This window comes from Actinomadura sp. 21ATH (genome assembly GCF_041951345.1).
Lineage (GTDB): Bacteria > Actinomycetota > Actinomycetes > Streptosporangiales > Streptosporangiaceae > Spirillospora.
In genome coordinates, this window is the sequence record NZ_JBGNUR010000001.1 from 173,205 (window position 1) to 198,790 (window position 25,586).

The 25,586-nt window shown below is 74.1% G+C and carries 26 protein-coding genes; 11 read left to right on the forward strand and 15 right to left on the reverse strand.

Going from position 1 to position 25,586, the window contains the following annotated elements:
- Positions 1-55: 55 nt before the first annotated feature.
- Entirely contained in the window at positions 56-1,093 is a 1,038-nt protein-coding gene (locus ACA361_RS00805) for an NAD-dependent epimerase/dehydratase family protein (RefSeq protein WP_375009776.1), read from the reverse strand.
- A 134-nt stretch (positions 1,094-1,227) separates the two neighbouring features.
- Here ACA361_RS00805 and ACA361_RS00810 point away from each other — a divergent pair, with 134 nt between their 5' ends.
- From ACA361_RS00810 to ACA361_RS00820, 3 genes are read left to right on the forward strand one after another with little or no spacing between them, the layout of a single operon-like run.
- Positions 1,228-2,643, forward strand: coding sequence for a zinc-dependent metalloprotease (locus ACA361_RS00810; protein WP_375009777.1), 1,416 nt, complete (start codon positions 1,228-1,230; stop codon positions 2,641-2,643).
- Positions 2,640-2,819, forward strand: a complete 180-nt coding sequence (locus ACA361_RS00815; RefSeq protein WP_375009778.1) for a hypothetical protein — start codon at positions 2,640-2,642, stop codon at positions 2,817-2,819. The genes ACA361_RS00810 and ACA361_RS00815 overlap by 4 nt, the downstream gene beginning before the upstream one ends.
- Before the next feature lie 32 nt (positions 2,820-2,851).
- On the forward strand, positions 2,852-3,394 hold the full coding sequence (locus ACA361_RS00820; RefSeq protein WP_375009779.1) for an NUDIX hydrolase: 543 nt from the start codon (positions 2,852-2,854) through the stop codon (positions 3,392-3,394).
- On the opposite strand, the gene ACA361_RS00825 is transcribed toward ACA361_RS00820, so the two are convergent.
- Positions 3,384-4,019, reverse strand: a complete 636-nt coding sequence (locus ACA361_RS00825; RefSeq protein WP_375009780.1) for a hypothetical protein — start codon at positions 4,017-4,019, stop codon at positions 3,384-3,386. The two genes, ACA361_RS00820 and ACA361_RS00825, sit on opposite strands and share 11 nt — an antisense overlap.
- Positions 4,016-4,552 carry a M48 family metallopeptidase gene (locus ACA361_RS00830; protein WP_375010871.1) on the reverse strand — a complete coding sequence of 179 codons (537 nt, stop codon included), beginning with the start codon at positions 4,550-4,552 and terminating at the stop codon, positions 4,016-4,018. Before ACA361_RS00830 ends, ACA361_RS00825 begins: the two co-directional genes overlap by 4 nt.
- A gap of 246 nt (positions 4,553-4,798) precedes the next feature.
- Between ACA361_RS00830 and ACA361_RS00835 the strand changes: the two genes are divergently transcribed.
- Positions 4,799-5,131 carry a hypothetical protein gene (locus ACA361_RS00835; protein ID WP_375009781.1) on the forward strand — a complete coding sequence of 111 codons (333 nt, stop codon included), beginning with the start codon at positions 4,799-4,801 and terminating at the stop codon, positions 5,129-5,131.
- Positions 5,132-5,143: 12 nt separating this feature from the next.
- Here the strand turns inward: ACA361_RS00835 and ACA361_RS00840 are convergent, their stop codons facing one another.
- Positions 5,144-5,944, reverse strand: coding sequence for an enoyl-CoA hydratase/isomerase family protein (locus ACA361_RS00840; protein WP_375009782.1), 801 nt, complete (start codon positions 5,942-5,944; stop codon positions 5,144-5,146).
- Positions 5,945-6,181: 237 nt separating this feature from the next.
- Here ACA361_RS00840 and ACA361_RS00845 point away from each other — a divergent pair, with 237 nt between their 5' ends.
- Positions 6,182-7,555: an ABC1 kinase family protein gene (locus ACA361_RS00845; RefSeq protein WP_375009783.1), complete on the forward strand. Its 1,374-nt coding sequence runs from the start codon at positions 6,182-6,184 to the stop codon at positions 7,553-7,555.
- Between the two features lie 155 nt (positions 7,556-7,710).
- Here the strand turns inward: ACA361_RS00845 and ACA361_RS00850 are convergent, their stop codons facing one another.
- The 5 genes from ACA361_RS00850 to ACA361_RS00870 form a co-directional block, all read right to left on the reverse strand.
- The gene (locus tag ACA361_RS00850; RefSeq protein WP_375009784.1) at positions 7,711-7,848 is read right to left on the reverse strand and encodes a hypothetical protein; all 138 of its coding nucleotides are present in this window, start codon (positions 7,846-7,848) and stop codon (positions 7,711-7,713) included.
- Between the two features lie 166 nt (positions 7,849-8,014).
- Positions 8,015-8,293, reverse strand: coding sequence for a WhiB family transcriptional regulator (locus ACA361_RS00855; protein ID WP_366620829.1), 279 nt, complete (start codon positions 8,291-8,293; stop codon positions 8,015-8,017).
- Between the two features lie 120 nt (positions 8,294-8,413).
- Entirely contained in the window at positions 8,414-8,917 is a 504-nt protein-coding gene (locus tag ACA361_RS00860) for a hypothetical protein (protein ID WP_375009785.1), read from the reverse strand.
- Positions 8,918-9,085: 168 nt separating this feature from the next.
- Complete coding sequence (tesB, locus tag ACA361_RS00865; protein ID WP_375009786.1) at positions 9,086-9,946, reverse strand: acyl-CoA thioesterase II; 861 nt, start codon at positions 9,944-9,946, stop codon at positions 9,086-9,088.
- Positions 9,947-10,076: 130 nt separating this feature from the next.
- Complete coding sequence (locus ACA361_RS00870) at positions 10,077-12,158, reverse strand: ATP-dependent DNA helicase UvrD2 (protein ID WP_375009787.1); 2,082 nt, start codon at positions 12,156-12,158, stop codon at positions 10,077-10,079.
- Between the two features lie 145 nt (positions 12,159-12,303).
- Between ACA361_RS00870 and ACA361_RS00875 the strand changes: the two genes are divergently transcribed.
- A complete protein-coding gene (locus ACA361_RS00875; RefSeq protein WP_375009788.1) occupies positions 12,304-12,594 on the forward strand; it encodes a mycoredoxin in 291 nt (96 codons plus the stop codon).
- Between the two features lie 64 nt (positions 12,595-12,658).
- On the opposite strand, the gene nudC is transcribed toward ACA361_RS00875, so the two are convergent.
- Complete coding sequence (gene nudC / locus ACA361_RS00880; protein ID WP_375010872.1) at positions 12,659-13,558, reverse strand: NAD(+) diphosphatase; 900 nt, start codon at positions 13,556-13,558, stop codon at positions 12,659-12,661.
- 98 nt (positions 13,559-13,656) lie between these two features.
- A complete protein-coding gene (locus ACA361_RS00885; protein WP_375009789.1) occupies positions 13,657-15,045 on the reverse strand; it encodes a dipeptidase in 1,389 nt (462 codons plus the stop codon).
- A 200-nt stretch (positions 15,046-15,245) separates the two neighbouring features.
- Between ACA361_RS00885 and ACA361_RS00890 the strand changes: the two genes are divergently transcribed.
- The gene (locus ACA361_RS00890) at positions 15,246-15,515 is read left to right on the forward strand and encodes a DUF4031 domain-containing protein (protein ID WP_375009790.1); all 270 of its coding nucleotides are present in this window, start codon (positions 15,246-15,248) and stop codon (positions 15,513-15,515) included.
- Positions 15,516-15,529: 14 nt separating this feature from the next.
- Here ACA361_RS00890 and ACA361_RS00895 read toward each other — a convergent pair whose 3' ends face one another.
- Positions 15,530-16,141: a metal-dependent phosphohydrolase gene (locus ACA361_RS00895; protein ID WP_375009791.1), complete on the reverse strand. Its 612-nt coding sequence runs from the start codon at positions 16,139-16,141 to the stop codon at positions 15,530-15,532.
- Positions 16,142-16,292: 151 nt separating this feature from the next.
- Here ACA361_RS00895 and ACA361_RS00900 point away from each other — a divergent pair, with 151 nt between their 5' ends.
- From ACA361_RS00900 to ACA361_RS00915, 4 genes are read left to right on the forward strand one after another with little or no spacing between them, the layout of a single operon-like run.
- Entirely contained in the window at positions 16,293-17,471 is a 1,179-nt protein-coding gene (locus ACA361_RS00900; RefSeq protein WP_375009792.1) for a siderophore biosynthesis protein, read from the forward strand.
- Complete coding sequence (locus ACA361_RS00905) at positions 17,468-19,042, forward strand: IucA/IucC family protein (RefSeq protein ID WP_375009793.1); 1,575 nt, start codon at positions 17,468-17,470, stop codon at positions 19,040-19,042. Before ACA361_RS00900 ends, ACA361_RS00905 begins: the two co-directional genes overlap by 4 nt.
- Entirely contained in the window at positions 19,033-20,670 is a 1,638-nt protein-coding gene (locus ACA361_RS00910) for an IucA/IucC family protein (RefSeq protein ID WP_375009794.1), read from the forward strand. Before ACA361_RS00905 ends, ACA361_RS00910 begins: the two co-directional genes overlap by 10 nt.
- Complete coding sequence (locus ACA361_RS00915) at positions 20,667-21,800, forward strand: type III PLP-dependent enzyme (RefSeq protein ID WP_375009795.1); 1,134 nt, start codon at positions 20,667-20,669, stop codon at positions 21,798-21,800. Before ACA361_RS00910 ends, ACA361_RS00915 begins: the two co-directional genes overlap by 4 nt.
- Here the strand turns inward: ACA361_RS00915 and ACA361_RS00920 are convergent.
- The 3 genes from ACA361_RS00920 to ACA361_RS00930 are packed head-to-tail and all read right to left on the reverse strand — an operon-like array spanning position 21,778 to position 25,549.
- Positions 21,778-23,373 (reverse strand): AMP-binding protein, encoded by a 1,596-nt coding sequence (locus tag ACA361_RS00920; protein WP_375009796.1) that lies wholly within the window; start codon positions 23,371-23,373, stop codon positions 21,778-21,780. The genes ACA361_RS00915 and ACA361_RS00920 overlap by 23 nt on opposite strands.
- Entirely contained in the window at positions 23,370-24,209 is an 840-nt protein-coding gene (locus ACA361_RS00925; protein ID WP_375009797.1) for an oxygenase MpaB family protein, read from the reverse strand. Before ACA361_RS00925 ends, ACA361_RS00920 begins: the two co-directional genes overlap by 4 nt.
- Positions 24,206-25,549 (reverse strand): cytochrome P450, encoded by a 1,344-nt coding sequence (locus ACA361_RS00930; protein WP_375009798.1) that lies wholly within the window; start codon positions 25,547-25,549, stop codon positions 24,206-24,208. The genes ACA361_RS00925 and ACA361_RS00930 overlap by 4 nt, the downstream gene beginning before the upstream one ends.
- Positions 25,550-25,586: the final 37 nt, after the last annotated feature.

Below are 25,586 nucleotides of genomic sequence, written 5' to 3' on the forward strand. Positions count from 1 at the left end.
CATCGCGCCGCGCGGCCCTTCCGCGTTCACGCGCCGGCGCCCGCTCGGGTTCGGGTCAGCGGCGGCGCTTGCGGGCGCGGCGGATCGCGGCGGCGGCGCCGATGGCGGCGACGGTGGCGCCCGCCGCGGTGGCCATGGTCGCCTCGCGGCCGCCGACGCGGCGGCCGACGACGGCGTGCCGGCCGGCGCTCTCCTCGGCCAGCACCTGGAGCGCGGTGGTGTTGTCGTACGCGGGCTTCCAGCCCGCGGCCCGCAGCCGGGCGCAGTCGACGACCCACGGATACGCCACGTAGTGCAGGTCGGTGGCCGGCGCGGGGGTCATGCCGAGGCGGTGCAGGCGCTGGGCCATCCCGAAGGTGAGCGCCGCGGGCAGCTCGAACGGGCGCTTCCCGGTGATCTCGGCCACCTCCTCGGTGCCGAGCCAGCCGTCGCAGCCGACGCCGAGCACGCCGGTGATGCCCTCGACCACGACCAGTTCGAGCGCCGAGGCCAGGTCCTCGATGTGGCAGAACTGCCAGCCGGGGGTGCTGCCCTTCACCGACAGCAGCCGGGGCGCCTCGAAATGGCGGGTGATCACCGTGTCGACGTCCGGGCCGACCAGGGCGGCGGGGCGCACGACGGTCACGTCCAGGCCGGGATGGGTCGTCGCGGCGCCGGCGGCCAGCTCCTCGATCTCCAGGAAGTCCCCGGCGATCCCGGCGTCGGCCTCGGCGCCGAGCGGCGCGTCCTCGGGCAGCGGGACGGCGTTCCCGGGGCCCGCCCCGTACACCATGGCGCTGGTGACCAGGACCACCCGGCGGACCCGGGCGGCCGCGGCGGCGGTCACCACGGTCTGCGCGCCGCGGACGTTGTGGGTACGGCGCTCGCGCGGGTCCAGCTCGGGCGAGCGCAGCACGTCGAGGTTGACGATCACGTCCACGTCCGAGAGCCGGTTCGACAGCAGCGGGTCGCGGATGTCCGTCACGCGCCAGGTCACGTTCGGCACGTCGCCGCGGTGGTCGTCGATCGCGACCACCTTGCGGATCTCCTCGCGACCCGCCAGCCGGGCGGCCAGCAGCCGGCCCGCGCCGGTCGCCGCGCCGGTGACGGCCACGACCGGGCCCTTGCTACGCCCAGGGCGAACCTTGCCCGTTGCCACGGAGGCGCCCCCTTCCTTGTGTACGCGAGTCGGCCGTGACCGGCTAACGTTGCGGATATGAGCCCATCATGCATCCCAGGGGCAAACCGATGAGTGACACTCCCTTCGGCTTCAACCGTCCCGGTGACGGCGACGACGACGACAAGCCCCAGGATCCATTCAAGGCCATGGGCGGGGACATGCGGCAGTTCGCCGACATGCTGCACCGCTTCGCCGACATGATCGGCGGCCAGGGCGCCCCGGGCGCCGGTGGCGGCCCGCTGAACTGGGATCTCGCGAAGAACATCGCCCGGCACCAGGTCGCCGAGCAGGGCGACCCCTCGGTCGTGGACGCCGAGCGGCGCCAGGTCGAGGAGGCGCTGCGGCTGGCCGAGCTGTGGCTGGACGAGGGCACCACGCTGCCCGCCGGGATCCGCACGCCGCAGGCATGGAGCCGGTCGGAGTGGATCGAGCGGACGCTGCCGGTGTGGATCACGGTGTGCGACCCGATCGCCGCCCGCATGGTCGACTCGATGGGCGGCGCGCTGGGCGGCAGCGAGATCCCGCCGGACATGCAGGCGATGGCGGGCCCGCTGATCGGCATGGTCAAGCAGATGGCCGGCGCGATGGTCGGCGGCCAGGCCGGGCAGGCGCTGGGCGCGCTGGCCCGCGAGGTGGTCGGGTCGTTCGACGTGGGGCTGCCGCTGGCGCCCGACGGGGTGGCGGCGCTGCTGCCGGCCGGGGTGACCGCGTTCGGCGAGGGCCTGGAGGTCTCCGAGGACGAGGTACGGCTCTACCTGGCGCTGCGCGAGGCGGCCCACCAGCGGCTGTTCGCGCACGTGCCGTGGCTGCGCGCGCACCTGATGCGCGCCGTGGAGGACTACGCCCGCGGCATCACGGTCGACCTGTCGGGCATCGAGCAGGCCGTCCAGGGGCTGGACCTCAGCAACCCGGAGGCGATCCAGCAGGCGCTCGGCGGTGAGATCCAGCTCACCCCGGAGGAGACGCCGCAGCAGAAGGCGGCGCTGGCCCGGCTGGAGACCACGCTCGCGCTGATCGAGGGCTGGGTCGACACGGTGGTGAACCAGGTGGCCGGGGACCGGCTGCCGGGCTCGGTGAAGCTGGCCGAGGCCGTCCGGCGGCGCCGCGCGACCGGCGGGCCGGCCGAGCGGACGTTCGCGACGCTGGTGGGGCTGGAGCTGCGGCCGCGGCGGCTGCGCGAGGCGGGCACGCTGTGGCGCTCGCTCACCGGCCTGCGCGGCGTCGAGGGCCGCGACGCGATCTGGGAGCACCCCGACCTGCTGCCGACCGCCGAGGATCTGGACGACCCCGAGGGCTTCGCGCACGGCAAGGACGAGATCGAGGGCCTGACGGACCTGGACCTGTCCAAGCTCACGGAGAAGCCGGCCGACGCGGCGGACGCGGGCGAGAAGGCCCAGGCCGGCGAGAGCGACGGCGAGAGCGGCAAGGACGACGGCGAGGACGAGGGCGGCAAGCCCGGCGACGGTCCGGAGCCCCGCGCGTGAGGTCCCGGACGGGCCGTTCGCGCGTGCCGGGCTGCCGGTTCGAGCCCGCCACCGCGTCCGCGCAGTTCAGGCGGCGGGTCGCGGGGTCCGGGCTGTGCTGGCAGCGGCCGGTCGACCAGGAGCGGCGGCGCAGGCATCCGGTCAACTCGCTGTACCCGCGCATCGGCCGCGCATGACGCCGCACGCCGATATGCCTCTGCGCGCCGGTATGGCCCTGCACGCAGACACCGCCCGCGTCCTCACGGACTGGCGGGCGCCGGACCCGGAGCAGGACCGGCTGCGCGCGGCCTTCCTGCGCCATCTGGCGGACCATCCGGACGGTACGCGGCGGGAGTGCGTCCCCGGGCACATCACGGCCAGCGTGCTGGTGCTGGACGCGTCGCGGACCCGCGCGCTGCTGACCCTGCACGGCAAGATCAAGATCTGGCTGCAGCTGGGCGGGCACTGCGAGCCCGGCGACACCACGCTGGCCGGGGCGGCGCTGCGGGAGGCCGCCGAGGAGTCGGGGATCGCCGGGCTGCGGCTGCTGCCCGGCGGGCCCGTCCAGCTGGACCGGCACCGGGTGGGCTGCCATCCCGGGGGTTCGTGGCATCTGGACGTCCAGTACGCGGCGGTCGCGCCCCCGGACGCCCGGCACGCGATCAGCGACGAGTCCGATGATCTCGGCTGGTTCCCGCTGGACGCGCTGCCGGAGCCGACGGACGACGCCCTGCGGCGGCTGGCCGCGCGGGCGGCGCTGGTCACGAGCTGAGCGGGTGCCCCTCCAGGAGGGCGCGGGTGCATTCCCAGCCCTCCAGGCCGGGATCGAGGAGCCGTACGTCGGCGGCCGTGCGGACGCGGTGCCAGGCCGGTCCCTGCGGGATCTGCCCGGGCCGGGGCGCGGCGGCGCGCAGCCGGCGCAGCCCGTCAGAGGTGTCGAGGGTCACGTCGGCGAGGGCGGCGTCCAGCCAGCCGGGCAGCGGCAGCCGCGCGGCCAGCGCGACCAGGCCCTCCGGGCCGCGCTCGGTCTCGGCCTGGCAGGCGCTCGCCGGGGCGCCGCCCAGCGCGCGGAACAGCTTGCCGATCAGCAGCGGCGGCAGGTCGGGGACGTCCGGCGCCAGCAGCACGGCCTCTTCGGCGCCCAGGGCGTGCAGGGCGGCGAACGCCGCGGACGGCCCCGCCGCCCGTACGACGGGGGTGCCGGGCCAGGTGATCGCCTCGGCACCGGGCTGCTCGGGCGGATCCAGGACCAGCGCGGGCGTGACCAGCCGAAGCCCGGCGGCGACCTCGTAGGTGTCCTCCAGCAGCGCCAGCCGGAACTCCTCGGGGTCGATCCCGGGCGGCGCCGCCGGTCCGGCGGGGGGCACGGCCAGGACCGCGACGTACCGTCCGGTCACCCGGCGACCCGGTGCCGGCCCTCGGGCGGCAGCTCGTCGTCCATGCCGCCGTCCATGCCGCCCTCCGGGCCGTCCTGCTCCATCGGCAGGTGCGCGGCGGCGGCCACGCCCTCCAGGTAGCCGCGGGCGCGGTCGGCCTTGGGGTAGTTGCCCACCAGCTTCCAGAAGTCCGCGCCGTGGCCGGGGACCAGGAGATGCGCCAGCTCGTGGACGATCACGTAGTCGACCACCCACGACGGCATCCCGCGCAGCCGGGTGGACAGCCGGATCGTGCCGTCGTCGGGCGTGCAGGAGCCCCAGCGCGCCCGCTGGTTGCCCACCCACCGGACGCTGGCGGGTACGGCGCGCCCACCGAGGTGGCGCCGCGACAGCTCGCGCGCGCGGGCCTCGAGATCGGCGTCGGTGGGGCGGCGGCGGCGTTCCCGCTCCGCGAGGCGCTCAAGGATGGTCGTGATCCACTGCTCCTCCTCGGCCTTGCTGAGCCGGGACGGCAGCATCACGACGACCTTGTCCCCATCGCGGTACGCGGACACCGTCCGCCGCCGGCGATCGCTGCGGCGGACCTCAACGTTTGGGGGCACACCCGCACCGTACCCAAGTTTTTGCTTCCTCCACAGGGGGTGTTTTGAGTTTTCGCAGCTCAGGACCCTGTTTTTCAAGGATCCCCAAAGTGTTTCCACAGCGTCCGCCGGGGCTTCTCCCGGCCGTTCCGGGCGGGGTGCCGGCGTGATCCGCGCCCGGCCGGGTAGGAACGGGGCCGGTCGAGACGAAGGAGCTGGATGAACGTGGTAGGCGGGCAGGACCGGCAGGCCAGCGGCACCGGCGCGGAGACGCCGCCGGAGATCGCGGACGTACCGGACGGGCGGCGCGCCGTCCTCACGCCCCCGTCGGCGGCGGCGCGGCTGGCCGGCGGCCTGGCCGGCGCGGTGGCGGGCGGGGCCGCGAGCCGCGCGCTGCACCCGCTGGCGCAGCGGGCGGCGGAACGGTACGGGCTGCCGGCGAACGCGATCATCCGCGCCGCCGACGTCCTCGCGCCCGTCCTGCTGGGGCTGGCGATGGCGCGGCTGGCCGGGCACCGGCCGCGGGTCAAGGTCGTACGCCGCGTGCCGTGATCGTCCCGGGGGCTACTCCCCCGTGAACTCCGGGCGGCGCTTCTCGCGCTGCGCGGCCAGGCCCTCGACCATGTCCTTCGAGGCCATCGTGACGGGCTGGGCGAGGGACTCCCAGCGGAGCGCGGACTCCATGTCCGGGTGGCCGCCACCGGCCAGGGCGACCTTGGTGAGGCGGGTGGCGATCGGCGCCTGGGCGGCGATCCGCCCGGCGGCGGACAGCGCCTCCTGGAGCACGAGCTCGCGCGGGACGGCCCGGTTGACGAGCCCGTACGGCTCGGCCTCGGCGCCGGTGACGGCGCGGCCGGTGAACAGCATCTCGCGGGCCAGCGGCAGCCCGGCCACCTCGGGCAGCAGCCAGGTGGTGGCCATGCCGGGGTGCAGGCCGAGGGCGGTGAACGGGACGGTCAGCTTGGCGTCGGACGCGACGTACCGCAGGTCGCAGGCCAGCGCCAGCGCGAACCCGGCGCCGACCGCGTGGCCGTTGATCGCAGCGATCGTCGGCACCTCCAGCGTGCGGATCGCCAGCCAGTCCCGGTAGAAGCCCAGCATCCGGTCGCGCAGCGCGGGGACGGCGACCGCGTTCTTCTCGGCGAGCCAGGACAGGTCGCCGCCGGAGGTGAACGCGGTGCCGGCGCCGGTGACGACGACGCAGCGCAGCCCGGCGTCGGCGCGCAGCTCGGCGATGGCGGCCGTCCAGGCGGCGGTCATCTCGTCCGACATGGCGTTGCGCTTGTCCGGGTCGTTCAGCGTCAGCACGGCGACGCCGTCCGGGCGGCGCTCGACCAGCAGGGCGGCAGAGGGCTTCTCGGGCATGGGCGGCACCGTATCGCGCGCCCGCCGGGACCGTACGGGCGGCCCCGGGCGGCCCCGGGACGTCCTCGTGCGCGCGTCGCGGGGGCGCACGCGCGCGCATACCACAGGTTCGGAGCGCGTGAGAAAGCGCACACTTACTACGTTCTCCCAGGTCAGCTCGGTCAGTGAAACAGAACGCATCGGTTGTTTCGCGATCGTTGTGGCGGAAACGAGACCCCATCCCCGACAATGGAGCGTGTGAGCGATCTTCCCCGCCGCGCGGTGACGCGGTCCGCAAAGCTGGCGTCCCTCCCGCTCGGATTCGCCGGGCGAACCGCGCTGGGCGTCGGGAAACGCACCTTCGGCCGGCCCGCCGAGGCCGTCGCGATGGAGATCCAGCAGCGCACCGCCGAGCAGCTGTTCAAGGTCCTCGGCGAGCTCAAGGGCGGGGCGATGAAGCTCGGCCAGATGCTGTCGATCTTCGAGGCCGCGCTGCCGCCCGAGATCGCCGGCCCGTACCGGGCCACGCTGACCAAGCTGCAGGAGGCCGCCCCGCCGCTGCCCGCCGCCGCCGTGCACAAGGTGCTGGCCCAGGGGATCGGCGAGGACTGGCGGGACAGCTTCGAGTCGTTCGACGACGAGCCCGCCGCGGCCGCCTCGATCGGCCAGGTCCACCGGGCCGTGTGGGCCGACGGCCGCGCCGTGGCCGTCAAGGTCCAGTACCCCGGCGCCGGCAAGGCCCTGATCAGCGACTTCAACCAGCTCGCCCGGCTGGCGAAGCTGTTCTCGGTGCTGATGCCCGGCCTCGACGTGAAGTCGATGCTGGCCGAGCTCAAGGAGCGGGTGGCCGAGGAGCTCGACTACACGATCGAGGCCGCCTCGCAGACCGCGGTCCGCGACGCCTACCCGGCCGACGACCCCGACTTCTACATCCCCGAGGTGGTCGCCCAGGCCGGCGACGTGCTGGTCACCGAGTGGATCGACGGCACCCCGCTGTCGAAGATCATCAGCGACGGCGACGAGGACGAGCGCAACCACGCCGCCCTCCTCTACTGCCGGTTCCTGCTCTCGGGCCCCAAGCGCTCGGGGCTGCTGCACGGCGACCCGCACCCCGGCAACTTCCGCGTCATGGCCGACGGGCGGCTCGGCGTCCTCGACTTCGGCGCCGTCGACCGGATCCCCGAGGACTTCCTGCACCGCATGGGCCGGCTGCTGCGGATCGGCACGATGGAGGACATCGACCACGTCGAGGACGCGCTGCGGCGCGAGGACTTCATCCGCGAGGGCGTCGAGATCGACGCCGAGTCGCTCCAGGGGTTCCTCGCCCCGATCACCGAGCCGTTCATCACCGACACGTTCGCGTTCAACCGCGAGTGGCTGCGCGACATGGCCGCCCGCGTCACCGACCTGCGGCCCACCAACGTCGTCCGGCAGCTCAACCTGCCGCCGGAGTACGTGATCGTGCACCGGGTGCTGTCGGCCGGCACCGGCGTGCTGTGCCAGCTCGAATGCGAGATCCCCGCGCGCGCCGAGTCGCTGCGCTGGATCCCGGGCTTCGCCGACGAGGACGGCGACGCTCCCGAGCTCACCGCCGCGGACGGCGACGGCGAGGACGGCGAGCTCGCCGGCTGACCCGGCCCCCGAACGCAGAACGGGCCCCGCGCGCTGATGTGGCGCGCGGGGCCCGTTTCGCGTGCCGCGCGAGAGGGATCGCGCGGCACGCCCCCGGATGCCCGCGAGGAGGCCGCACCCGCCGAACCATCCAAAGAAGAGCGGGTGGCGGCCTGCTACCGCACGGGCGTGGACAGGTGCCGGTCGGGACGGGGGCCGTACGGCTCCCCGGCCGAGGTGGGCGCCAGCAGGGCGCGCCGGACGCGGGCGGCCCGCGTCCTGGCGTCCCGGCGCGCGCGCCGAAGGGCGCGCACGCGCTGCGCCAGCTCCACCTCCGGGCCCGGTATTCGGGTCCGGGACAGGTCTTGGCTGAGCAAGGTCATGGCGTTCTCCCCGGCGGCCCGGGGGCACGGCCCCTGTACGGGGACCGTGCCTCCGGCGGCCGCACGGTCGATGGTCGGTACGGCGGTCATGCGGCCCTCAGACGGCCAGCTCGTCCGGGAGCGGGTTCTTGCGCGGGCGTCCACGCGGCCGCTTGCGCGGCACGATGACACCGCGGACGAACAGCTCCCCACCCCAGACGCCCCACGGCTCCTTGCGCTCCAGCGCCCCGGCGAGGCACTCCTTCTTGAGCGGGCACTCCAGGCACAGCGCCTTGGCGAGCTCGACGTCGGCGGGCGCCTCGGCGAAGAAGAGCTCCGGGTCGGTCCGGCACGGAAGCGTGAGGTCCTCCTCGCTCATCGCGAGAGCCCCCTGCATCACGGTCACCCTGGTTCCTCTCGTTGGTTCGCAACGGGTGTGTCGGTGGGTCACGGGCAAATAAGAAAGGCCGCGGATCCGGTGTCGGGATCCGCGGCCTGGGGGCTGTGCCGGTGTCTACTAGACCGGTCGCCTCCAGGGGTACGGACCCGGGCCACCCTCGATCGAGGTGGTGGTCACGTGGGCCGTGGCCGGAGCTTCGGGCTTGGCGTCCTCGGATCCGCCGAAGACACTCCACCCCTGCTCGTTCCGGGCCATGCGCACGTCACCGCGCAGCGCACGAAGATCGCGCGAACGCAGGACGCGCTGTCGACCGCCGCCGAACTCGCACATCTGCATGGCATAGCCGTGCAGCGCCGAACGACCACCAAGGGCGAGGAGGCCCTGTGGCCGGACGGCGGACACGCCGCCATGGTTCGAGGAGCGCAGGCATGCGGCAGCCGCGATCGGCCCTGAGTTCCTCAAGATGTTGATCACCGGACTGCACACCACCTTCCTGGCTCCTCGGGGCCCGTCCTCCGGATTCAAGATCCAGACGGCCGGGCCGTTGATTGCTCGCATCGAGCGTACGGGGACTTCCGCAAACCAATCAAGGTATTTTTGACCTGCGGTTTTGTCGTTCACTTCACCCTCTGGCGGGGGAACCCGCCCCCCGCGGCACGCGTCCAACACAAGGATGGCACCGCCACGAGCACCGCGCCTCCTCCCCGAGAACGAACCGCGGGCCCGACCTCTGGACCGGCCCGCCCCGGCCCGCTCCTCACGGCGCGGGACCGCGCCGGGCGCCTCCGCTCACTTGGTGACGCGGACGAGGCCCTCCTGCATGACCGACACGGCGAGGTCGCCGTCCCGGGTGTAGACCTGGCCGCGGGCCAGGCCGCGGGCGCCGCCGGCGAACGGGGTGTCCTGGTAGTAGAGGAGCCAGTCGTCGGCGCGGAACGGGCGGTGGAACCACATCGCGTGGTCCAGGCTGGCGCCCATCGTGCGCTTGTCGGCCCAGGCCAGGCCGTGGTTGAGCAGCACCGTGTCGAGCAGCGTCATGTCCGACGCGTACGTCATCAGGCACACGTGCAGCAGCGGGTCGTCGGGCAGCTCGCCGTCGACCTTGAGCCAGACCTTGGACTCGGGCGTGGTCAGCGTCGGGTCGTTGACCGCCTCGTAGGTCAGCGGCGTCGCGTGCCGCAGGTCGAAGGGGCGCTGCTCGGTGAACTCCTGCGCGGCGCGCTCGCCGAACAGCGGCGTGAGCCGTTCGAAGGCGGTCGGCAGCGTCTCCGGGGCGGGCGCGTGCGGCATGGCCGCCTGGTGCGCCGGCCCCTCCTCGGGGAGCTGGAACGACGCCGACAGCGTGAAGATCGACTTTCCGTGCTGGATCGCCTTGACCCGCCGGGTGGTGAACGACCGGCCGTCCCGCACCCGGTCGACGGTGTACACGATCGGGACGAGCGGGTCGCCGGGCCGGATGAAGTAGGCGTGCAGCGAGTGCACGGGCCGGTTCACCGGAACGGTGCGGCCCGCGGCCACCAGCGCCTGGCCCGCGACCTGGCCGCCGAAGACCCGCTGGCGGCTTACCTCGGGGCTGCGGCCGCGGAAGATGTCGTTCTCGATCTGCTCCAGGTCGAGCAGCTCCAGCAGTGCCTTCAGTGACTCCTTCACGCCGCCAGTCTCGCAAACCCCCTGGAGCCCCCGCCGCACCACCCCGGTCCGGCACGATCCGGTCGAGCCCGATCCGGCCCGGTCCGGCCCGAGGGGACGGCTCGGAGGGACGGCTGGGAGGGACGGCGAGTCAGCGCTCTCCCGCGCAGAGGGAGAGGACCGCTTCGGCGTAGCGGTCGAGTTTGACCTTGCCGACGCCCGGGATGGTGGCCAGCTCCTCCAGGTTCTCGGGGGTGCGTTCGGCGATGGCCTGGAGGGTGGCGTCGGTGAAGACGACGTAGGCGGGGATCCTCTGGTCGGCGGCGATGCCGGCGCGCCAGTCCTTGAGGGCGAGCAGGAGCTCCTCGTTCAGCTCGGCGGGGCAGTCCTCGCAGCGGCCGAGCTTGCGCTCGATGGCGGCGGTCAGCGGGCGGCCGCAGACGCGGCACGGCTGGGGGCCCTTGCCGGCGCGGCGCTTGGCGCGGTCGGCGCGGGCCGGGGTGGGCGTCATCGTCTTGGGCGTGAGGCCGTCCAGGAAGCGGGACGGCTTGCGCCGCCGCGCGCCGCCGGGGGAACGCGAGAGCGCCCAGGAGAGGGAGAGGTGCTCGCGGGCGCGGGTGACGCCCACGTACAGCAGGCGGCGCTCCTCCTCGACCTGCTCGGGGGTCTCGGCGTAGATGATCGGGAGGGTGCCCTCGACGAGGCCGGCCAGGAAGACCGCGTCCCACTCCAGGCCCTTGGCGGCGTGCAGGGAGGCCAGCGTGACGCCCTCCAGCGGCGGGGCGTGCTGGGCGGCGGCGCGCTCCTCCAGCTCGGCGACGAACTGCGGCAGCCCGGCGCGCGGGTCGTCGGCGGCGATGTCCTCGGCGAGCTGGGCCAGCGCGGCCAGCGACTCCCAGCGGGCCCGGACGGCGCCCGAGCCCTCCGGCGGCCGGTCGGTGAACCCGGCGCCCGACAGCACGTGCCGGACGGTCTGGATCAGGCCGGTGCCGTCGGTCTCGGCGTCGGCCCCGGCGCGGGCGGCGCCGCGCAGCCGGACGACCGCCTCGCGCACCTCGGGCCGCTCGAAGAACCGCTCGGCGCCGCGCAGCACGTACGGGACGCCCGCGGCGGCCAGGGCCGACTCGTACGCCTCGGACTGCGCGTTGATCCGGTAGAGGACGGCGATCTCGCGGGCCGGGACGCCCTCCTCGATCAGCTTGCGGGCGCGGCGGGCGACGTCGTCGGCCTCGGCGATCTCGTCGTCGTACTCGTTGAAGACGGGGTCGGGGCCGTCGGCGCGCTGGGCGACCAGTTCGAGCCTGTGGCGCCGCGCCGCGTCGCCGCGCGCTTGCGAGATCACGCCGTTGGCCAGCCGGACGACCTGCGGGGTGGAGCGGTAGTCGCGGACCAGCTTGACGACCTTCGCGTCCGGGTGGTCGCGGGTGAAGTCGAGCAGGTAGCGGGGGCTGGCGCCGGTGAACGAGTAGATCGTCTGGTTGGGGTCGCCGACCACGCACAGGTCGTCGCGGTCGCCGAGCCAGACGTCCAGGAGCATCTTCTGCAGGGGGTTGACGTCCTGGAACTCGTCGACGACGAAGTGCCTGTACTGCTCGCGGACCTGCTCGGCGACCTCGCGGTGCTCGGTGAGGACGGCGGCGGTCAGCTCCAGCATGCCCTCGAAGTCGAGCAGGTTGCGCTCGCGGCGCAGCTGCTCGTACATCGCGTAGACGCGGGCGACGTCGACCACGTCGGCGGGCATCTTGCGGGCGGCGGTGGCGACCGCGCCGGCATAGTCCTCGGGGCGGTTCTGGGTGACCTTGGCCCACTCGATCTCGGCGGCGATGTCGCGCAGCTCGGTGCGGCCGAACGCCAGCCGGCAGGCGCGGGCGGCGTCCGCGACCAGGCTGATCTTGGATTCGATGATCTTGGGCGGCTCGCCGCCGACGACCCGCGGCCAGAAGTACGACAGCTGCCGCAGCGCGGCGGCGTGGAACGTGCGGGCCTGCACGCCGGGCGCGCCGAGCCGGCGCAGCCGGCCTCGCAGCTCGCCGGCGGCGCGAGTGGTGAACGTCACGGCCAGCACCCGCTGCGGCGCCATCACGCCGGTCAGCGTGGCGTACGCGATCCGGTGCGTGATCGCCCTGGTCTTGCCGGTGCCCGCGCCCGCCAGCACGCACACCGGACCCTGCACCGCCTCGGCCACCGCCCGCTGCTCGGGGTCGAGGCCCGCCAGTACCCGCTCCGCCTGCATCCCCCCATCCTGGCACCCGGGGGTGACCGGATGGGCCCGCCGGCCCGGCTGTGGATAACCTCCTCACCTGGAATGCCCGGCGGCGACAGGACGTTGTCGCCAGCGCACCGCACGACCGCCGCACGACGAAGGAGACGACGCGCCGATGGCCACGCCCACCACGGACCAGGCGACCGAGCCCACGGGCACGCTCACGATGTACACCACGACCTGGTGCGGGTTCTGCCGGCGGCTGAAGAGCCAGCTGGCCCGGGACGGCATCGAGATGCGGGAGATCGACATCGAGCGCGACCCGGCCGCGGCGGACTTCGTGATGAGCGTGAACGGCGGCAACCAGACCGTCCCGACCGTGGTGGTCGAGACCCCGGACGCGGGACGGCACGTGCTGACCAACCCCAGCGCCAAGGAGGTCAAGCGCCTCCTCGGCCGCGCCTGAGACCGCGCTCCGAGGCCGGCCGGGCCCGTGGCCCGGCCGGTCTCCACGCCTGACCCCGTTACCCCTAGAACGGGGGCATGTCGGGCAGCGGGCCGCCGTACCACCGCATGATGAGCTGGGAGGCGATGGAGAGGGTGCCGGGCGAGACGATCCGGCCGCTCTCCAGGGCCTCCCGCAGCTCGTCGCGGGTGTACCAGGCGGCGTCCAGGATCTCCTCAGGATCGGGGCGCAGCTCCTGGTCGCCGCGGGCGCGGGCGAAGTAGCCGATCATGAGGCTCTGCGGGAGCGGCCACGGCTGGCTGCCCAGGTAGCGCACGTCCGTCACGGTGAGGCCGACCTCCTCGCGCACCTCCCGGACGACGGCCTGCTCCAGCGACTCCCCCGGCTCGACGAACCCGGCCAGGATCGACCGCCGGTCGGCGGGCCAGCTCGGGCCGCGGGCCAGCAGGACGCGGTCCCGATCGTCCCGCACCAGCATGATCACCGCCGGGTCGACGCGCGGGAACTGCTCCCGGCCGTCGTTCGGGCAGACCCGGACGTGCCCGGCGGCGGTCGGCTCGGTGGGGCCGCCGCAGCGGGGGCAGAACGGGTTGGTGGCGTGCCAGTGCTCCAGGGCGACCGCGTGCGTGAGCATGCCGGAGTCGCGGTCGCCGAGCAGCGCGCCGACCCGGCGCAGCCCCGCCGCCTCGGCCCCCTCCACGACCGGCAGCTCGCCGCGCACGCAGAAGTAGGCGACGCCGTCCTCGTCCACGCCGAGCAGGTAGCGGTCGCCCTCCGGGGCCTGCGCCGCGGGCAGGTAGACGAGCGCGGGCCCAGGGTCGTACGACACGAGCGCCCGCCCGTTCTCCACGACGAACACGCGCGTCCGGGGGTCGGCCCATGCGGACGCGACCCACTCCTCGTCACGGCGGTGTTCGGCGACCCGGTCCAGAGTGCCGCGCGCGAGCGCCAGCCACTCCAGCATCGACTCGGTCGGCTCCTCCGTGACCGGTTCCCGCGCGGTGGGCTCCTGCATGGTCGGCTCCGCCAAGACCTCTCCTTCTGTACGGCCCGTTCGTTCCATCATGCCGAGCGCAGGGCCGTCGCGAACTCGTCCCACATGTAGGCGGCGGCCTCGGCGCCCTTGAGGAGCAGGGGCATCTCGACCTTCTCGTTGGGGGCGTGGATGCGGTCCTCGTCCAGCCCCACCGCCACGAACACCAGCGGGGCCTCCAATATGTCCGCGAGGTCGGCCTCGGGGCCGCTGCCGCCCTCGCGGGTGAAGAGGATCTCCTGGCCGAACGCCTTCTCCATGGCGCGCCTGGCCGCCCGCACGCCGGCCGAGTCGATCGGCGAGAAGCAGGCCCGCACGCCGCCGCCCGGGATCCTGACCTCGGCGCGCACCCCGGGCGGGGTGTTGGCGTCCACCCAGGCCCGGAAGGTTTCCTGGACCCGCACCGGGTCCTGCCCGGCGACCAGCCGGAACGACAGCTTCGCGTGCGCCTCGCGCGGCACGATCGTCTTGCCGCCGGGGCCGGTGTGCCCGCCCCACATGCCGTTGATCTCGGCGGTGGGGCGCGCCCAGACCCGTTCCAGGGTGGTGAAGCCCTTCTCGCCGTAGGGGGCGCGGCTGTTGCCCGCCGTGCGCAGCCACTCGGCCTCGTCGAACGGCAGCCGGGCGAACAGCTCGCGCTCCTCGTCCGTGAGCGGTACGACGCCGTCGTAGAAGCCGGGGAGCGTCACGCGGCCGTCCGCGTCGTGCAGCCGCGACAGCAGTTCCACCATCGCGTGCAGGGGGTTCGGGACGGCGCCGCCGAAGGAGCCCGAGTGCAGGTCGGAGTCCGGCCCGTACAGCGAGACCTCCGCCTCGGTGAGGCCGCGCATGCCGGTGCACATCGACGGGACGTCCGCGGCCCACATGGTGGTGTCGCTGATGACGACGGCGTCGCAGCGCAGGCGCTCGCGGTGGGTGCGCAGCAGTTCGGGGAAGTGGACCGAGCCCGACTCCTCCTCGCCCTCCACCAGCATCTTGATGGTGACGGGCGGCGCGGCGGCGCCCGAGGCGACCAGGCCGGCGCGGATCCCCAGGGTGTGGAAGAAGACCTGCCCCTTGTCGTCGGACGTCCCGCGCCCGATGAGCCGGTCGCCCTTCTCCAGGGGGCTGAACGGGTCGGTCTCCCACTCGTCGAGCGGCTCGACCGGCTGCACGTCGTGGTGGCCGTACACGACGACGGCGGGGGCGTCCGGGTCGGCGGCGGGCCATTCGGCGAAGACGGCGGGCAGCCCGCCGGTCTCCCAGATCTCCACGGTGGGGAAGCCCGTGCCGCGCAGGTATTCGGCGAGCCACTCGGCCGAGCGGCGCACGTCGCCGTGGTACGCGGGGTCCCCCGAGATGGACGGGATCGCCAGCCACTCCTTGAGGTCGGCGAAGAACCGGCCGCTGCCGGCGCGGATGTATTCAGGAACGTTCATCGGCTTCTCTCGGCTTCTCCTAGGGCGGATCCTGACGCCGTTGTCCCTCGCGCACGAGGCGGATCGCGCCATCCGATCCTGGCCCATCAGCGTGTCCCGCCCCAACTCGCGGAAACGTACCGGGCGTACAGCACTTAAGGTCACATAGGACTGGCAACGACTGGCAACGACTGGAACCGCGAGACCGGCCGGAGGTGCCCGTGATCCTGATCGACCCGCCGCTGTGGCCCGCGCGGGGACGGGTGTGGTCGCACATGGTGAGCGACGTCTCGTTCGGCGAGCTGCACGCGTTCGCGGCGGATCTGGGCCTGCCGCCGCGGGCGTTCGAGCGCGACCACTACGACGTGCCGTCGGAGCTGTACGACGCGGCGGTCGTGCTGGGCGCGGCGGAGGTCGGGTGCCAGGAGCTGCTGCGGCGGCTCACCACGGCGGGGTTGCGGCGCCGTAAGTTCGCCGCCGCCCGGCGGTAAGGCCCGGCTCGCCCTCAGCCGGCGCGCAGGAGCAGCAGCTCGGTCTCAATGTTGTGGCGGGCGCGCGACTCGAAACGCTCGCGCGCGTCAGGCGTGTGGAACAGCGCCGGGAGGTCCAGCAGCCCGGTGAGCACCTCGGCGCGGCCGACCCGGTAGAAGTCCTCGGGGACGAACGCGTACTCCTCCCGGACGGCCGCCGCGTACGCCGCGTACCGCTCGGGATCGGAGCCGAGGATCGCGAGGTCGGCGTCGCAGAGCACCGCGCCGTTGCGGTCGCCGGCGGCCGGCGCGTGCGACTGGGTGAGCTCCACCAGCCGCACGACCTCGGCGATCGTGCCGTCCGGCAGGTCGGTGTCGGCGAGCATCCGGCCGGCGAGGCGGGCGCTGCGCTCCTCGTTGTCGGCGCGCTCGGGGTCGTACACGGCGTCGTGGAACCAGGCGGCCAGCCGGACGGCGCCGGGGTCGCCGGCGTGCTCCGCCCACTCGTCCACGCGGTCGAGGACCGCGGTGAGGTGCTCGCGGGTGTGGTAGCGGCGGTGCTTCTCCCCGTACCGGGCGTCGAGTTCCGCGCCGATGCGCCGCGCCTGCGGGCCGGCCAACGCGACCCACCGATCGACCAGATTCATGGGGTCCATACTGGCGGATGCGGGGCCGTTCCCGGTGGGCCGGGGGCCGCCGAGACACGCGCGGCGCCTTGCTTGCACCGGGCCTGCGGCCCCGCCACTATGGTGACTTCTTCGAGTTAGGCAAGCCTTACCTCACTGTGGAAAGGTGGCCGTGGGCGCCTCGCTCCCGCTCTCGCTCTCCCTCGTGGCCGGGAAGGTCACCGACTCGGTGACGTACGGCCTGCTGCCCGCCGCCGGCCGGCTCGCCGCCGAGCGCGGCCTGGCGGTCACGCTGCTCACCGACCGCCCGGACCGGCACGCCGAGGTCTTCGACGGCCCCATCACGGCCTGCGACGTCACCGACTTCCGCGCCATCGTGGCCGCGTCGGCCGCCCGGGGCCGGGAACCCGCCGCGCTGTTCTCCAACAGCGACTTCCTCCAGGCGCCGACCGCGCTGGCGGCATCCTACTTCGGGCTGCCCGGGAAGGACTGGAAGGCCGCGACCAGGACGAAGGACAAGGCGCTCATGCGGCGCCATCTGGCGGGCATCGACCCCGTCTTCTCGGCCGACGCCGCCGAGGTGCCGGACGGCGCGCCGTACCCGCTGGTGCTGAAGCCGCGCGAGGGCGTGGCCAGCGAGGACGTGTTCCTGGTCCACGACGCCGCCGAGCTGGCCGCGCGGCGCGCGGAGATCGGCCGGCGGCGGCCCGGCCCGCTGGTGGCCGAGGAGTACCTGCCGGGCGGGCTGCACACGCTGGAGACCCTCGGGGACGGGCACGAGCTGCGCGTCCTGGGATCGTTCCGCACCAAGGTGTCGCCGCCGCCGTACTTCGTCGAGGAACGCCTCGAATGGGCCCCTCCCCCGCCGGAGACCGGGCAGGTGCTCGCGCAGCTGGAGGCGCTGGGCGTGGGCTTCGGCGCCTGCCATACGGAGTTCGTCGTGCACGAGGGGCGCGCGCGGCTGATCGAGGTGAACTACCGCCTCATCGGCGACCACTGCGACTTCCTCATGGCGGACCTGCTCGGCGTCCCCCTGTTCGACATGATCCTCCGCGTCCACCTGGGCGAGCGGCTGCCCGCGCCCGTCCCCGCTCCGGGAGGGCACGCGGTGGCCGACGCCGTCATGGCGGAGCGGTCCGGCGTGCTCACCGCGGCGCCCGCGGCGGTCGAGCTGGACGACGGGCCCGTCCGGCTGTCGTACCGGCCGCAGCGCCCGGTCGGCGACCGTATCGAGCTGACCCGCACCAACCGCGACTACCTGGGGACGATCCGCGCCATCGGCCCGTCCGCGGGCGAGGTCGAGGCCGCCATCGCCCGCTTCCGCGCCGCCCACGCCTGGACGATCGCGTGAGCGAGGGCGCGCTGGCGGCGCGAGTTTTGGACGCCCTCCTGCGCGAGGACTACGGCGGCCTGCGGCGCTTCGCCGGCGGGAGCGTCCTGGCGCTACCGGGCGGCCCGAGCGTCCGCTTACTGGAGGACGACCCCGGCTTCCTCTCGCACACCGTCGTGGACCCCTCCCAGGGGCTCCGCCTGGACGACGTCCTCGCGGCGGTGCGGCGGGTGGCGGATCCGCGCGACGACGTGGCCGCCTTCGAGCGGGAGTGCCGGGAGACGCTGGCCACGGCCCGGCTGCACGCGGCGGCCCGGCCCGGCGTGCTGCGGCGGCTGGCGCGCGTCCCGGACGAGCTGCGCCGCGGCCCCGGCACCTATTACGAGACGCTCGCCGCCTACACGGACCATCCCGTTCACCCCACCGGCCGGTGCCGTATAGGGCTGAACGAGGCGGAGCTGAAGGGGTACGCGCCCGAGTTCGCCCCCACGTTCCCGATGCGGTGGGCCGCCGTGCCTCCGGAACGGGTCACGGCCGCGGGCGTCCTGCCGGAGTGGTGGCCGGACGAGGGGCTCTTCCCGGTGCATCCGCTGACCGTTCCGCACCTGGAGGACATGCGGGTCCTGCCGGAGCCCTTCCTGGACGTCGCCCCGACGCTGTCCATGCGGACGGTCGCCGTTGACGGGCGGACCCATCTGAAGGTGCCGCTGACCACCAGCACGCTCGGCCTGCGCAACAGGCGCACGATCGTTCCCCGCACGCTCCCGGACGGCGCCCTTGCCGAACGCCTCTTGCACGACGTGCTCCGCCGGGAACCGCACCTGCCCGTGCTCCTCGCGGACGAGCAGACCTACGGGCACGCCGGTTCCCCACTCCTGGCGTACATGGTCAGGCGCTTCCCGGCGGCGACGGCGCGGGCGCACATCGTCCCGGTGGCGGCCCTGCTGGCAGAGGCACCCGACGGCCGTTGCGTCATCGAGCGCTGGGACGTGCCGGAGCTCTTCGGCGCCTACCTGGACGCGCTGCTGGCCTTGAACGTCACCCTCTTCCGGTACGGCATCGCCCTGGAGGCCCACCAGCAGAACGTGTCGCTCGTCATCGGCGACGGCGGCCTCAAGCTGCTGATCAAGGACTACGACGGGACCCTCGTCCTGGCTGAGGGCCCGCTGCGGGGGCGCGGCGCGTTCGAGGACGCCCGGATGGTGACGCGCGACCCCGAGGCGCTGGCCCGGGTCTTCGTCACCATCACCCTGCACCTGTGCGCCGCCGCGCCGGCGTTCGGGCTGGCCCGGCGGGGGCTGCTGCCGGCGCGGGACGGCCTGGCGATGATCCGGGACCGGCTGGACGCGGCGCTCGGCCCGGACGACGCGTTCCTGCGCGCCCGCACCCTGGACGCCGCGGCGCTGCCGGGCAAGGCGATGGTCACCGCCGGGACCCTCGTCGACAAGGCCCGCACCGGGTCCGCCGACATCAACAAGCACTACGGGCCGCCGGGGCCCAACTACCTCCTGCGCGACCGCCGCTTCCGGCACCACCACCGGCACCACCACCTTCTCCATCCTCGGGACGATCGGGACGACACGTGCTGCTGACACGACCGGCTCTCACCGCCGACGACGCCACCGCCACAGCGCTGCTCAACTGCCTGGTGAGGGAGGTCTGCGCGCCCGAGCACCAGGTATGGCGGGACGGGGGGCGGCTGGTCGTGCGGCTCCCCCGGGCGGGCGTCACGCTCCGCACCGGCCTGGCCAGGCCCCCGGCCGGGCCCACCTACCGGCTCGCGCCGCCGATCGAGGAGCACCGCGGCACCGAGTGGATCGCCGCCGGCTGGGAGCGGCTGGCGGACCTGGTCGCGGGCGAGCTGGAGCTGGCCACCGGCCGGGCCAACCCCGAGTTCCTCTCCCAGGTCCGCGACAGCCGCGCCGGCCTGGCCGCGATCCTGGAGGCGCGCCGCGAGCCGCCGCCCGGCCCGGTCGCGGAGGCGCCGCCCAAGGACCCGGTCGCGCGGTACGTGGAGTCCGAGCAGTCGCTGCTCTCCGGGCACCGCTTCCACCCGTCTCCTAAGGCGCGCCAAGGCGTACCGTCCCAGTGGCTGCCGTACGCGCCCGAGACCAGGTCCCGGTTCCTGCCGCGATGGCTCGCCGTAAGGGAGGACCTCTTCGTCGAGGAGGGGGACCCGGCGGCCTTCGCCCCCTTGGACGAGCTGGCCCCCGCGGCCCCTCCCGGGCACCGGCTCCTGCCCGCCCACCCCTGGCAGCTGTCCCTGCTGGCCGAACGCCCCGTGCTGCGCCACGCGTTCGCCGCGGGCCTCCTCCAGGACCTCGGCCCGGCCGGGCCCGAGGTCGTCCCGACGTCGTCGGTGCGGACGGCCTACGTGCCCGCCGCCGACGTCTTCTGCAAGTTCAGCCTGGACATCCGCATCACCAACTGCGTCCGCAAGAACGCCTGGTACGAGCTCACCGGCGCGGTCGCCCTCGACCGCCTCGTCCGGCCGGTGTTCGCGGCCCTCGACGGGTGCACGTTCCTGGCGGAGCCCGCGTACCGCAGCGTCGCCCTGGCCGACCTGGGCCTGCACGAAGGACTCGGCGTCATCCTGCGCCAGGGCATAGGGGGCCTCAAGGGGACCCCGCTGCTGGCAGCGGCGCTCGCCGACCCCTACGGCACGACCCTCGCGTCCCTTCCGGCCGTCGCCACGCCCGAAGGCGCGCTCGCCTGGTGGGACGCCTACGTACGGCATGTCGCCAGGCCCGCCCTCACCGCCTACCTCGACCACGGGATCGTCCTGGAGGCGCACCTCCAGAACGTGCTGGTCGCCGTGGACGGCGAGGGCATGCCGGTGGAGACGGCGTTCCGCGACCTGGAGGGGACCAAGCTCACGCCCGAATGGCGGCCCCGGCTGGACGGGCTCCCCGCGCGCGTGCGCGAGGCCGTCACCTACGACAGCGGCCGCGCCTGGAACCGCGTCGTGTACTGCCTGCTGGTCAACCACCTCACCGAGATCGCCGCCGCCGTCGCCGACCTGCACCCCGAGCTCGATCCGGACCTCTGGCCGTCCGTGCGGCACCACTTCGCCGCCTGCGGCACCGACCATCCCCAGCTGCGCGCGCTGCTGGCGGGCGTCCCGTTCCCCGCCAAGGCCAACCTCCGCGCCCGCTGGGCCCGCAGCGCCGACCGCGCGGCGGCGTACGTGCCGGTCCCCAACCCGTTCGCGGGCCGTTGAGCGCCCCGCCCGGGTTCCTGCGCGACCGCATGCGCGCGCTGGAGCGCCTCCCGGCGTACGTGTACGACCTGGACGGCCTGCGCGACCACGTGGCGGCCGTCCGGAGCGCCCTGGCCGGCGGCCCGGAGCTCTTCTACGCCGCCAAGGCCAACCCCGACCCCGCGATCCTCCGCGCGCTCGAGCCCCACGTGGACGGCGTCGAGGTCGCCTCGGGCGGCGAGCTGGCCCACGTCCGCGCGACGCTGCCCGGGGCCCGCATCGCCTTCGGCGGCCCGGGGAAGACGGACGAGGAGCTGGCGCTGGCGTTCGACCTCGGCGCCGAACGCGTCCACGTGGAGAGCCCCTACGAGCTGGAACGGCTGGCCGCGGCCGGCCGTCCGGCCGGCGTCCTCCTCCGCGCGAACCTGCGGTTCGGCACCGCCGGGGCCGCCCTCCGGATGAGCGGCCCGTTCGGCATGGACGAGCAGGCCCTGTCCCGCTGCGCCGGCATCCTGAAGGACGCGCCGTCCCTCACCCTGCGCGGCGTCCACGCGCACCTGGCCTCCGGCCTGGACGCCCCCGCCATGATCGACCTGGCGGCCCGCATCACGGACTGGGCCCTCCCCTGGCTGCGGGCGAACGGCGTCGAGTCCCCGGAGATCAACCTGGGCGGCGGCATGGCCGTCGACTACGCGGCGCCCGGGTCGCTCTTCGACTGGAAGGCCTACGCGGCCGGCCTGCCCGCCCATCCGGGCGTGACGTTCCGCCTGGAGCCGGGCCGGGCGCTCACCGCGTACCACGGCTGGTACGTCACCGAAGTGCTCGACGTGAAGACGACGCATGGCGAGCACTACGCCGTCCTGAGAGGCGGCACCCACCATCTGCGCACGCCCGTCACCAAGGGGCACGACCAGCCGTTCACGCTGCTGGCGGCGCAGGGCACCGGCGACACCGGCGAGCACCGCCCCACGACCCTGGTCGGGCAGCTCTGCACGCCCAAGGACGTGCTCGCCCGGAACATCCCGTGCCCGCGCCTGCGGCCGGGCGACCTCGTCGCGTTCGGCATGGCCGGCGCCTACGCCTGGAACATCTCCCACCACGACTTCCTGATGCACCCCCACCCGGACTTCAGCTACCCAGCTCGCGTTTGATCACCTTCCCGGTGGTCGTGCGGGGCAGTTCGGGGAGGAAGACGACCTCGCGGGGGACCTTGTAGCGGGCCAGGTTGGCGGCGACGTGCTTCCTGACCTGGTCGGCGTCCAGTGCACCGGTGGCGACGACGTAGGCGCGCAGCCGCTGGCCGAAGTCGGGGTCGGGGACGCCGACGACGGCGGCCTCGGCGATGTCCGGATGGCCGGCCAGCAGTTCCTCGATCTCGGCCGGATGCACGTTCTCGCCCCCGGACACGATCATGTCGTCGGCGCGGCCGTCGACGTGCAGGCGGCCGGCGCCGTCGAGATGGCCCAGGTCGCCGATGGGCAGCAGGCCCGCGGCGACCGCCCGGCCGGAGGTGTAGCCGTCGAAGCGGGTCGGGCTGCTCACGTGGATGCGCCCGACCGTTCCCGGCGGCACGGGGCGGCCGTCCTCGTCCAGGATCGCGACCGCGGTGCCGGGCGGGGGCATGCCGGCGCAGCCGGGCGCGGCCGCCAGGTCGTCCGGGGTGGCGATGGTGATGCAGGACGCCTCGGTGGAGCCGTAGAAGTTGTACAGGACCCGGCCGAACGCGCCCGCGACCTCGTCCGCCAGGCGGGGCGCGAGCGGGCCGCCGCCGGTCGCGATGATCCGCAGCGCGGACAGGTCGTGGCCGTCCAGGTTCCCGGCGGCCATCAGGCGGCTCAGCATGGTCGGCACCGCGACCAGGGCGGCGCAGCGGTGCGCGGCCAGGTCGGCGGCGGCGCGGGCGGCGTCGAAGCGGCGGTGCAGGACGAGCGTGGAGCCCAGCGCGAGCGTGAGCGTCGCGGCGGTCAGCCCCCAGCCGTGGAAGAGGGGCGGGGCGACCAGGACGGCCTCGTTCCGCCGGAACGGGATCCGGGTGAGGATGCCGCCGGGCAGCGCCAGCGGCTCGCCCGGCGCCGACGAGCGGGCGGCGCCCTTGGGCCGGCCGGACGTGCCGCTGCTGAGGATGACCAGCGTGCTGGGACGCGGCGGGGCGGGCGGGGTGAGGCCGCGGCCCCGGGCGAGCCGGTCCACGTCGGAGGCGCCGCCGTCCGTCCAGGCGGTGTACGCGCCCTCCGGAAGCGTCAGGCCGTCCAGCAGCGGCCCGAACTCGTCGTCGTGGACGAGGACCGTGATGCCCTGCTCCTCGACCGTGGCGCGCAGCTGCGGCGCGGCGAAGTCGGTGTTGAGGAGGATGATCCGGGCGCCGAGCCTGGCCGCCGCCGAGACGGCCAGGAGGAGGTTCCGGTGATTGCGGCACAGGACGGCGACGCGGCTCGCGGGCCCGATCCCGCGCCGGTGCCAGGCGGTGGCCAGCGCCTTCGCGCCCGCTTCCAGGTCGCGGTAGCTCACCGTGCCGTGGTCGTCGGCGACGGCGGCGCGGTCGCCGAAGCGCGCGGCGCCGACCGCCGTGGCGGCGCCGACCGGCCCGTACGCGCGCATCGCCCGCGCCACCGCGACCGCCGTGCGGGGCGGCATCGGCGCGAGCATCCCGGCCCGCCAGGCGGCGCGCAGCCAGGCGAGCCGGTCGCGGGCGGTCACTGGAGTCGCCGGCGGCACGGCGCTCACCTCGGCCTCCGGCGGCCGTCGCGGGCGAAGGCCCGGCGCGCCTGCGGCACGTACCGGACGGCCTCGGGCAGGAGCGGCCAGACGGCGTTCAGCCTGCGGACGGCGGCCGCGAAGCGCCGGTAGCGGCGCTCGTCGGCCGCGCTCCAGGGAGTGCCGAGCAGCTCGCGCATGCGCGGGTGCAGGCCGCCCACGGTGATGAAGCGGGCGACGGCGTTCAGCGGCGGGCTGAGCGCGCGCCACACGGGCGCGGGCACCCTCCCGGGACGCGGCAGGCCCTTGGTCACGTAGCCGACGCCGTAGCGGGCCGTCTTGTGCGGCTCGATGACCTCCTCCATCATGCGCTTCCAGTACGCCTGGAACGCCTCCCAGTCCTCGGGCATGGCGCGGTCGCTGACGCCGTACATGCGGAACCAGGTCTTGGACTCCTCGTAGACGCGCCGCTTCTCGGCCTCGCAGAGGGGGCGGATGAACGTCTCGATGCCGTACAGCATGTTGTCGAGGAACGTGGCGTGCGCCCAGTAGTAGGTCTCCGGGTCGAGCGCGTGGTAGCGCGTCCCGTCCGGCATCTCGCCCTTGATGTCCACGTGGTAGTCGCGGACCTTCCGCCCGGTCTCGGCCGCCTTGGCGCCGCCGTAGACGGTGTCGAGGATCGGCCCGGCCGACCGCTTCACCCGCGCGAACGTCTCGTCGAAGAACACCGAGTGGTCGAGGACGCCCTGGCCGAGCGCGGGGAGCATGTTCTGCAGGACGGCCGCGCGCGGCCCGACCAGCGCCATCCGCGTGTCGCCGAAGTACCGCCAGGTCAGCGAGCCGGGTCCGAGCTTCGCCTCCGTCATGACGTCCCCTCTTCCCCGCCGTCCCGGGAGCCGGGCGGCGTGAACGTGAACGGCATCCGCTTGATGCCGTTGATGAAGTGCGAGACGAGCCGGTCGGGCTCGCCGTCGGCCCGGATGTCGGGGAGCCGGGTGAACAGCTCGCGCAGCATCACGGTGATCTCGCGGCGGGCCAGGTGGGCGCCCAGGCAGTAGTGCGGGCCGGGGCCGCCGAAGCCGACGTGCGGGTTCGGTGAGCGGAGGATGTCGAACCGGTCGGGGTCGGTGAAGACCACCTCGTCCCGGTTGGCGGCGGTGTAGATGAGGACGACGAGGTCGCCCTTCTTCAGCGGGGCGCCGTTCAGCTCGCAGTCGCGGGTGACGTTGCGGCGGAACTGGATGACCGGGGTGGCGTACCGGACGATCTCCTCGACGGCGGTCCCGATCCGCCCGTCGAAGTCCTCCATGAGCAGCCGCCGCTGCTCGGGGAACTCGGTGAACAGGCGCAGCGCGTGCGCGATGGCGTTGCGGGTGGTCTCGTTCCCGGCGGTGACCAGCAGGATGAAGAACGAGCCGGTCTCCTGCGCGGTCAGCGACTCGCCGTCGGCGTTGGCGGTCACCAGCTTGGAGATCAGGTCGTCGCCCGGGTCGCGCCGGCGTTCCTCGCCCAGCCGCTCGACCAGCCGGAACAGGTCCCGGCCCGCGCGGACGAGCCGGGCGGAGGCGCGCAGGACGTCGGTACGGCGCGGGGTGCCGGTGAAGAAGCGCTCGTCGGCCTTGGCGCCGTTGTACTCGGGGTCGGTGTAGCCGAGGATCTCGTTGGTGCGCCGCAGGACCAGGTCGTGGTGGCGCTCGGGGATCCCCATCAGGTCGCAGATGACCTCGACCGGGAGCCGGGCGGCGGCCTGCGCGACGAAGTCCCGCGGGCCCTCGGCGATCATCTCGTCGACGATCCGGGCGGTGCGCCGCCGGACGTTCTCCTCGGCGCGCTCCAGGACCCGGGGGCTGAACGCGCGGGAGACGACGCGGCGGATCTGGGCGTGCCGGGGGTCGTCCATGTTGATCATCGAGCCGAAGAAGCGGGCGGCCCAGGCGGGCATCTCGAACAGGGAGTTCGTCGTGGGCTCGCTGCTGAACAGCTCGGGCGTGCGGCTGGCCTCGGTCACGTCCGCGTGCCGGGTGATCGCGTGGAAGCCCGGCTTGGACCGGGTGAACGGGAGCTTCTTGATCGGGATGACGGGCGGCCGCTCCATGGCCCGCATCCGCGCGTAGGCCCGCAGCCGGTCGGATTCGGGGCGCGTCCAGAAGGACAGCTCCGACAGGTCGAACTCGGCCAGTTCGGGAGGGAGCGTCGGGGAGGTCATCCGTCACCTGCAACACCGAGATACATAAAGAGGAATA

What these genes read in the sequence shown, in the direction of transcription:
- ACA361_RS00820 (WP_375009779.1), top strand. Translation starts at nt 2,852, where the DNA reads ATGGCCCTGCACGCAGACACCGCCCGCGTCCTCACGGACTGGCGGGCG.
- ACA361_RS00835 (WP_375009781.1), top strand. Translation starts at nt 4,799, where the DNA reads ATGAACGTGGTAGGCGGGCAGGACCGGCAGGCCAGCGGCACCGGCGCG.
- ACA361_RS00895 (WP_375009791.1), bottom strand. Translation starts at nt 16,141, where the DNA reads ATGAATCTGGTCGATCGGTGGGTCGCGTTGGCCGGCCCGCAGGCGCGG.
- ACA361_RS00885 (WP_375009789.1), bottom strand. Translation starts at nt 15,045, where the DNA reads ATGAACGTTCCTGAATACATCCGCGCCGGCAGCGGCCGGTTCTTCGCC.
- ACA361_RS00840 (WP_375009782.1), bottom strand. Translation starts at nt 5,944, where the DNA reads ATGCCCGAGAAGCCCTCTGCCGCCCTGCTGGTCGAGCGCCGCCCGGAC.
- ACA361_RS00870 (WP_375009787.1), bottom strand. Translation starts at nt 12,158, where the DNA reads ATGCAGGCGGAGCGGGTACTGGCGGGCCTCGACCCCGAGCAGCGGGCG.
- ACA361_RS00925 (WP_375009797.1), bottom strand. Translation starts at nt 24,209, where the DNA reads ATGACGGAGGCGAAGCTCGGACCCGGCTCGCTGACCTGGCGGTACTTC.
- ACA361_RS00930 (WP_375009798.1), bottom strand. Translation starts at nt 25,549, where the DNA reads ATGACCTCCCCGACGCTCCCTCCCGAACTGGCCGAGTTCGACCTGTCG.
- ACA361_RS00875 (WP_375009788.1), top strand. Translation starts at nt 12,304, where the DNA reads ATGGCCACGCCCACCACGGACCAGGCGACCGAGCCCACGGGCACGCTC.
- ACA361_RS00855 (WP_366620829.1), bottom strand. Translation starts at nt 8,293, where the DNA reads ATGCAGGGGGCTCTCGCGATGAGCGAGGAGGACCTCACGCTTCCGTGC.
- ACA361_RS00810 (WP_375009777.1), top strand. Translation starts at nt 1,228, where the DNA reads ATGAGTGACACTCCCTTCGGCTTCAACCGTCCCGGTGACGGCGACGAC.
- nudC (WP_375010872.1), bottom strand. Translation starts at nt 13,558, where the DNA reads ATGCTGGAGTGGCTGGCGCTCGCGCGCGGCACTCTGGACCGGGTCGCC.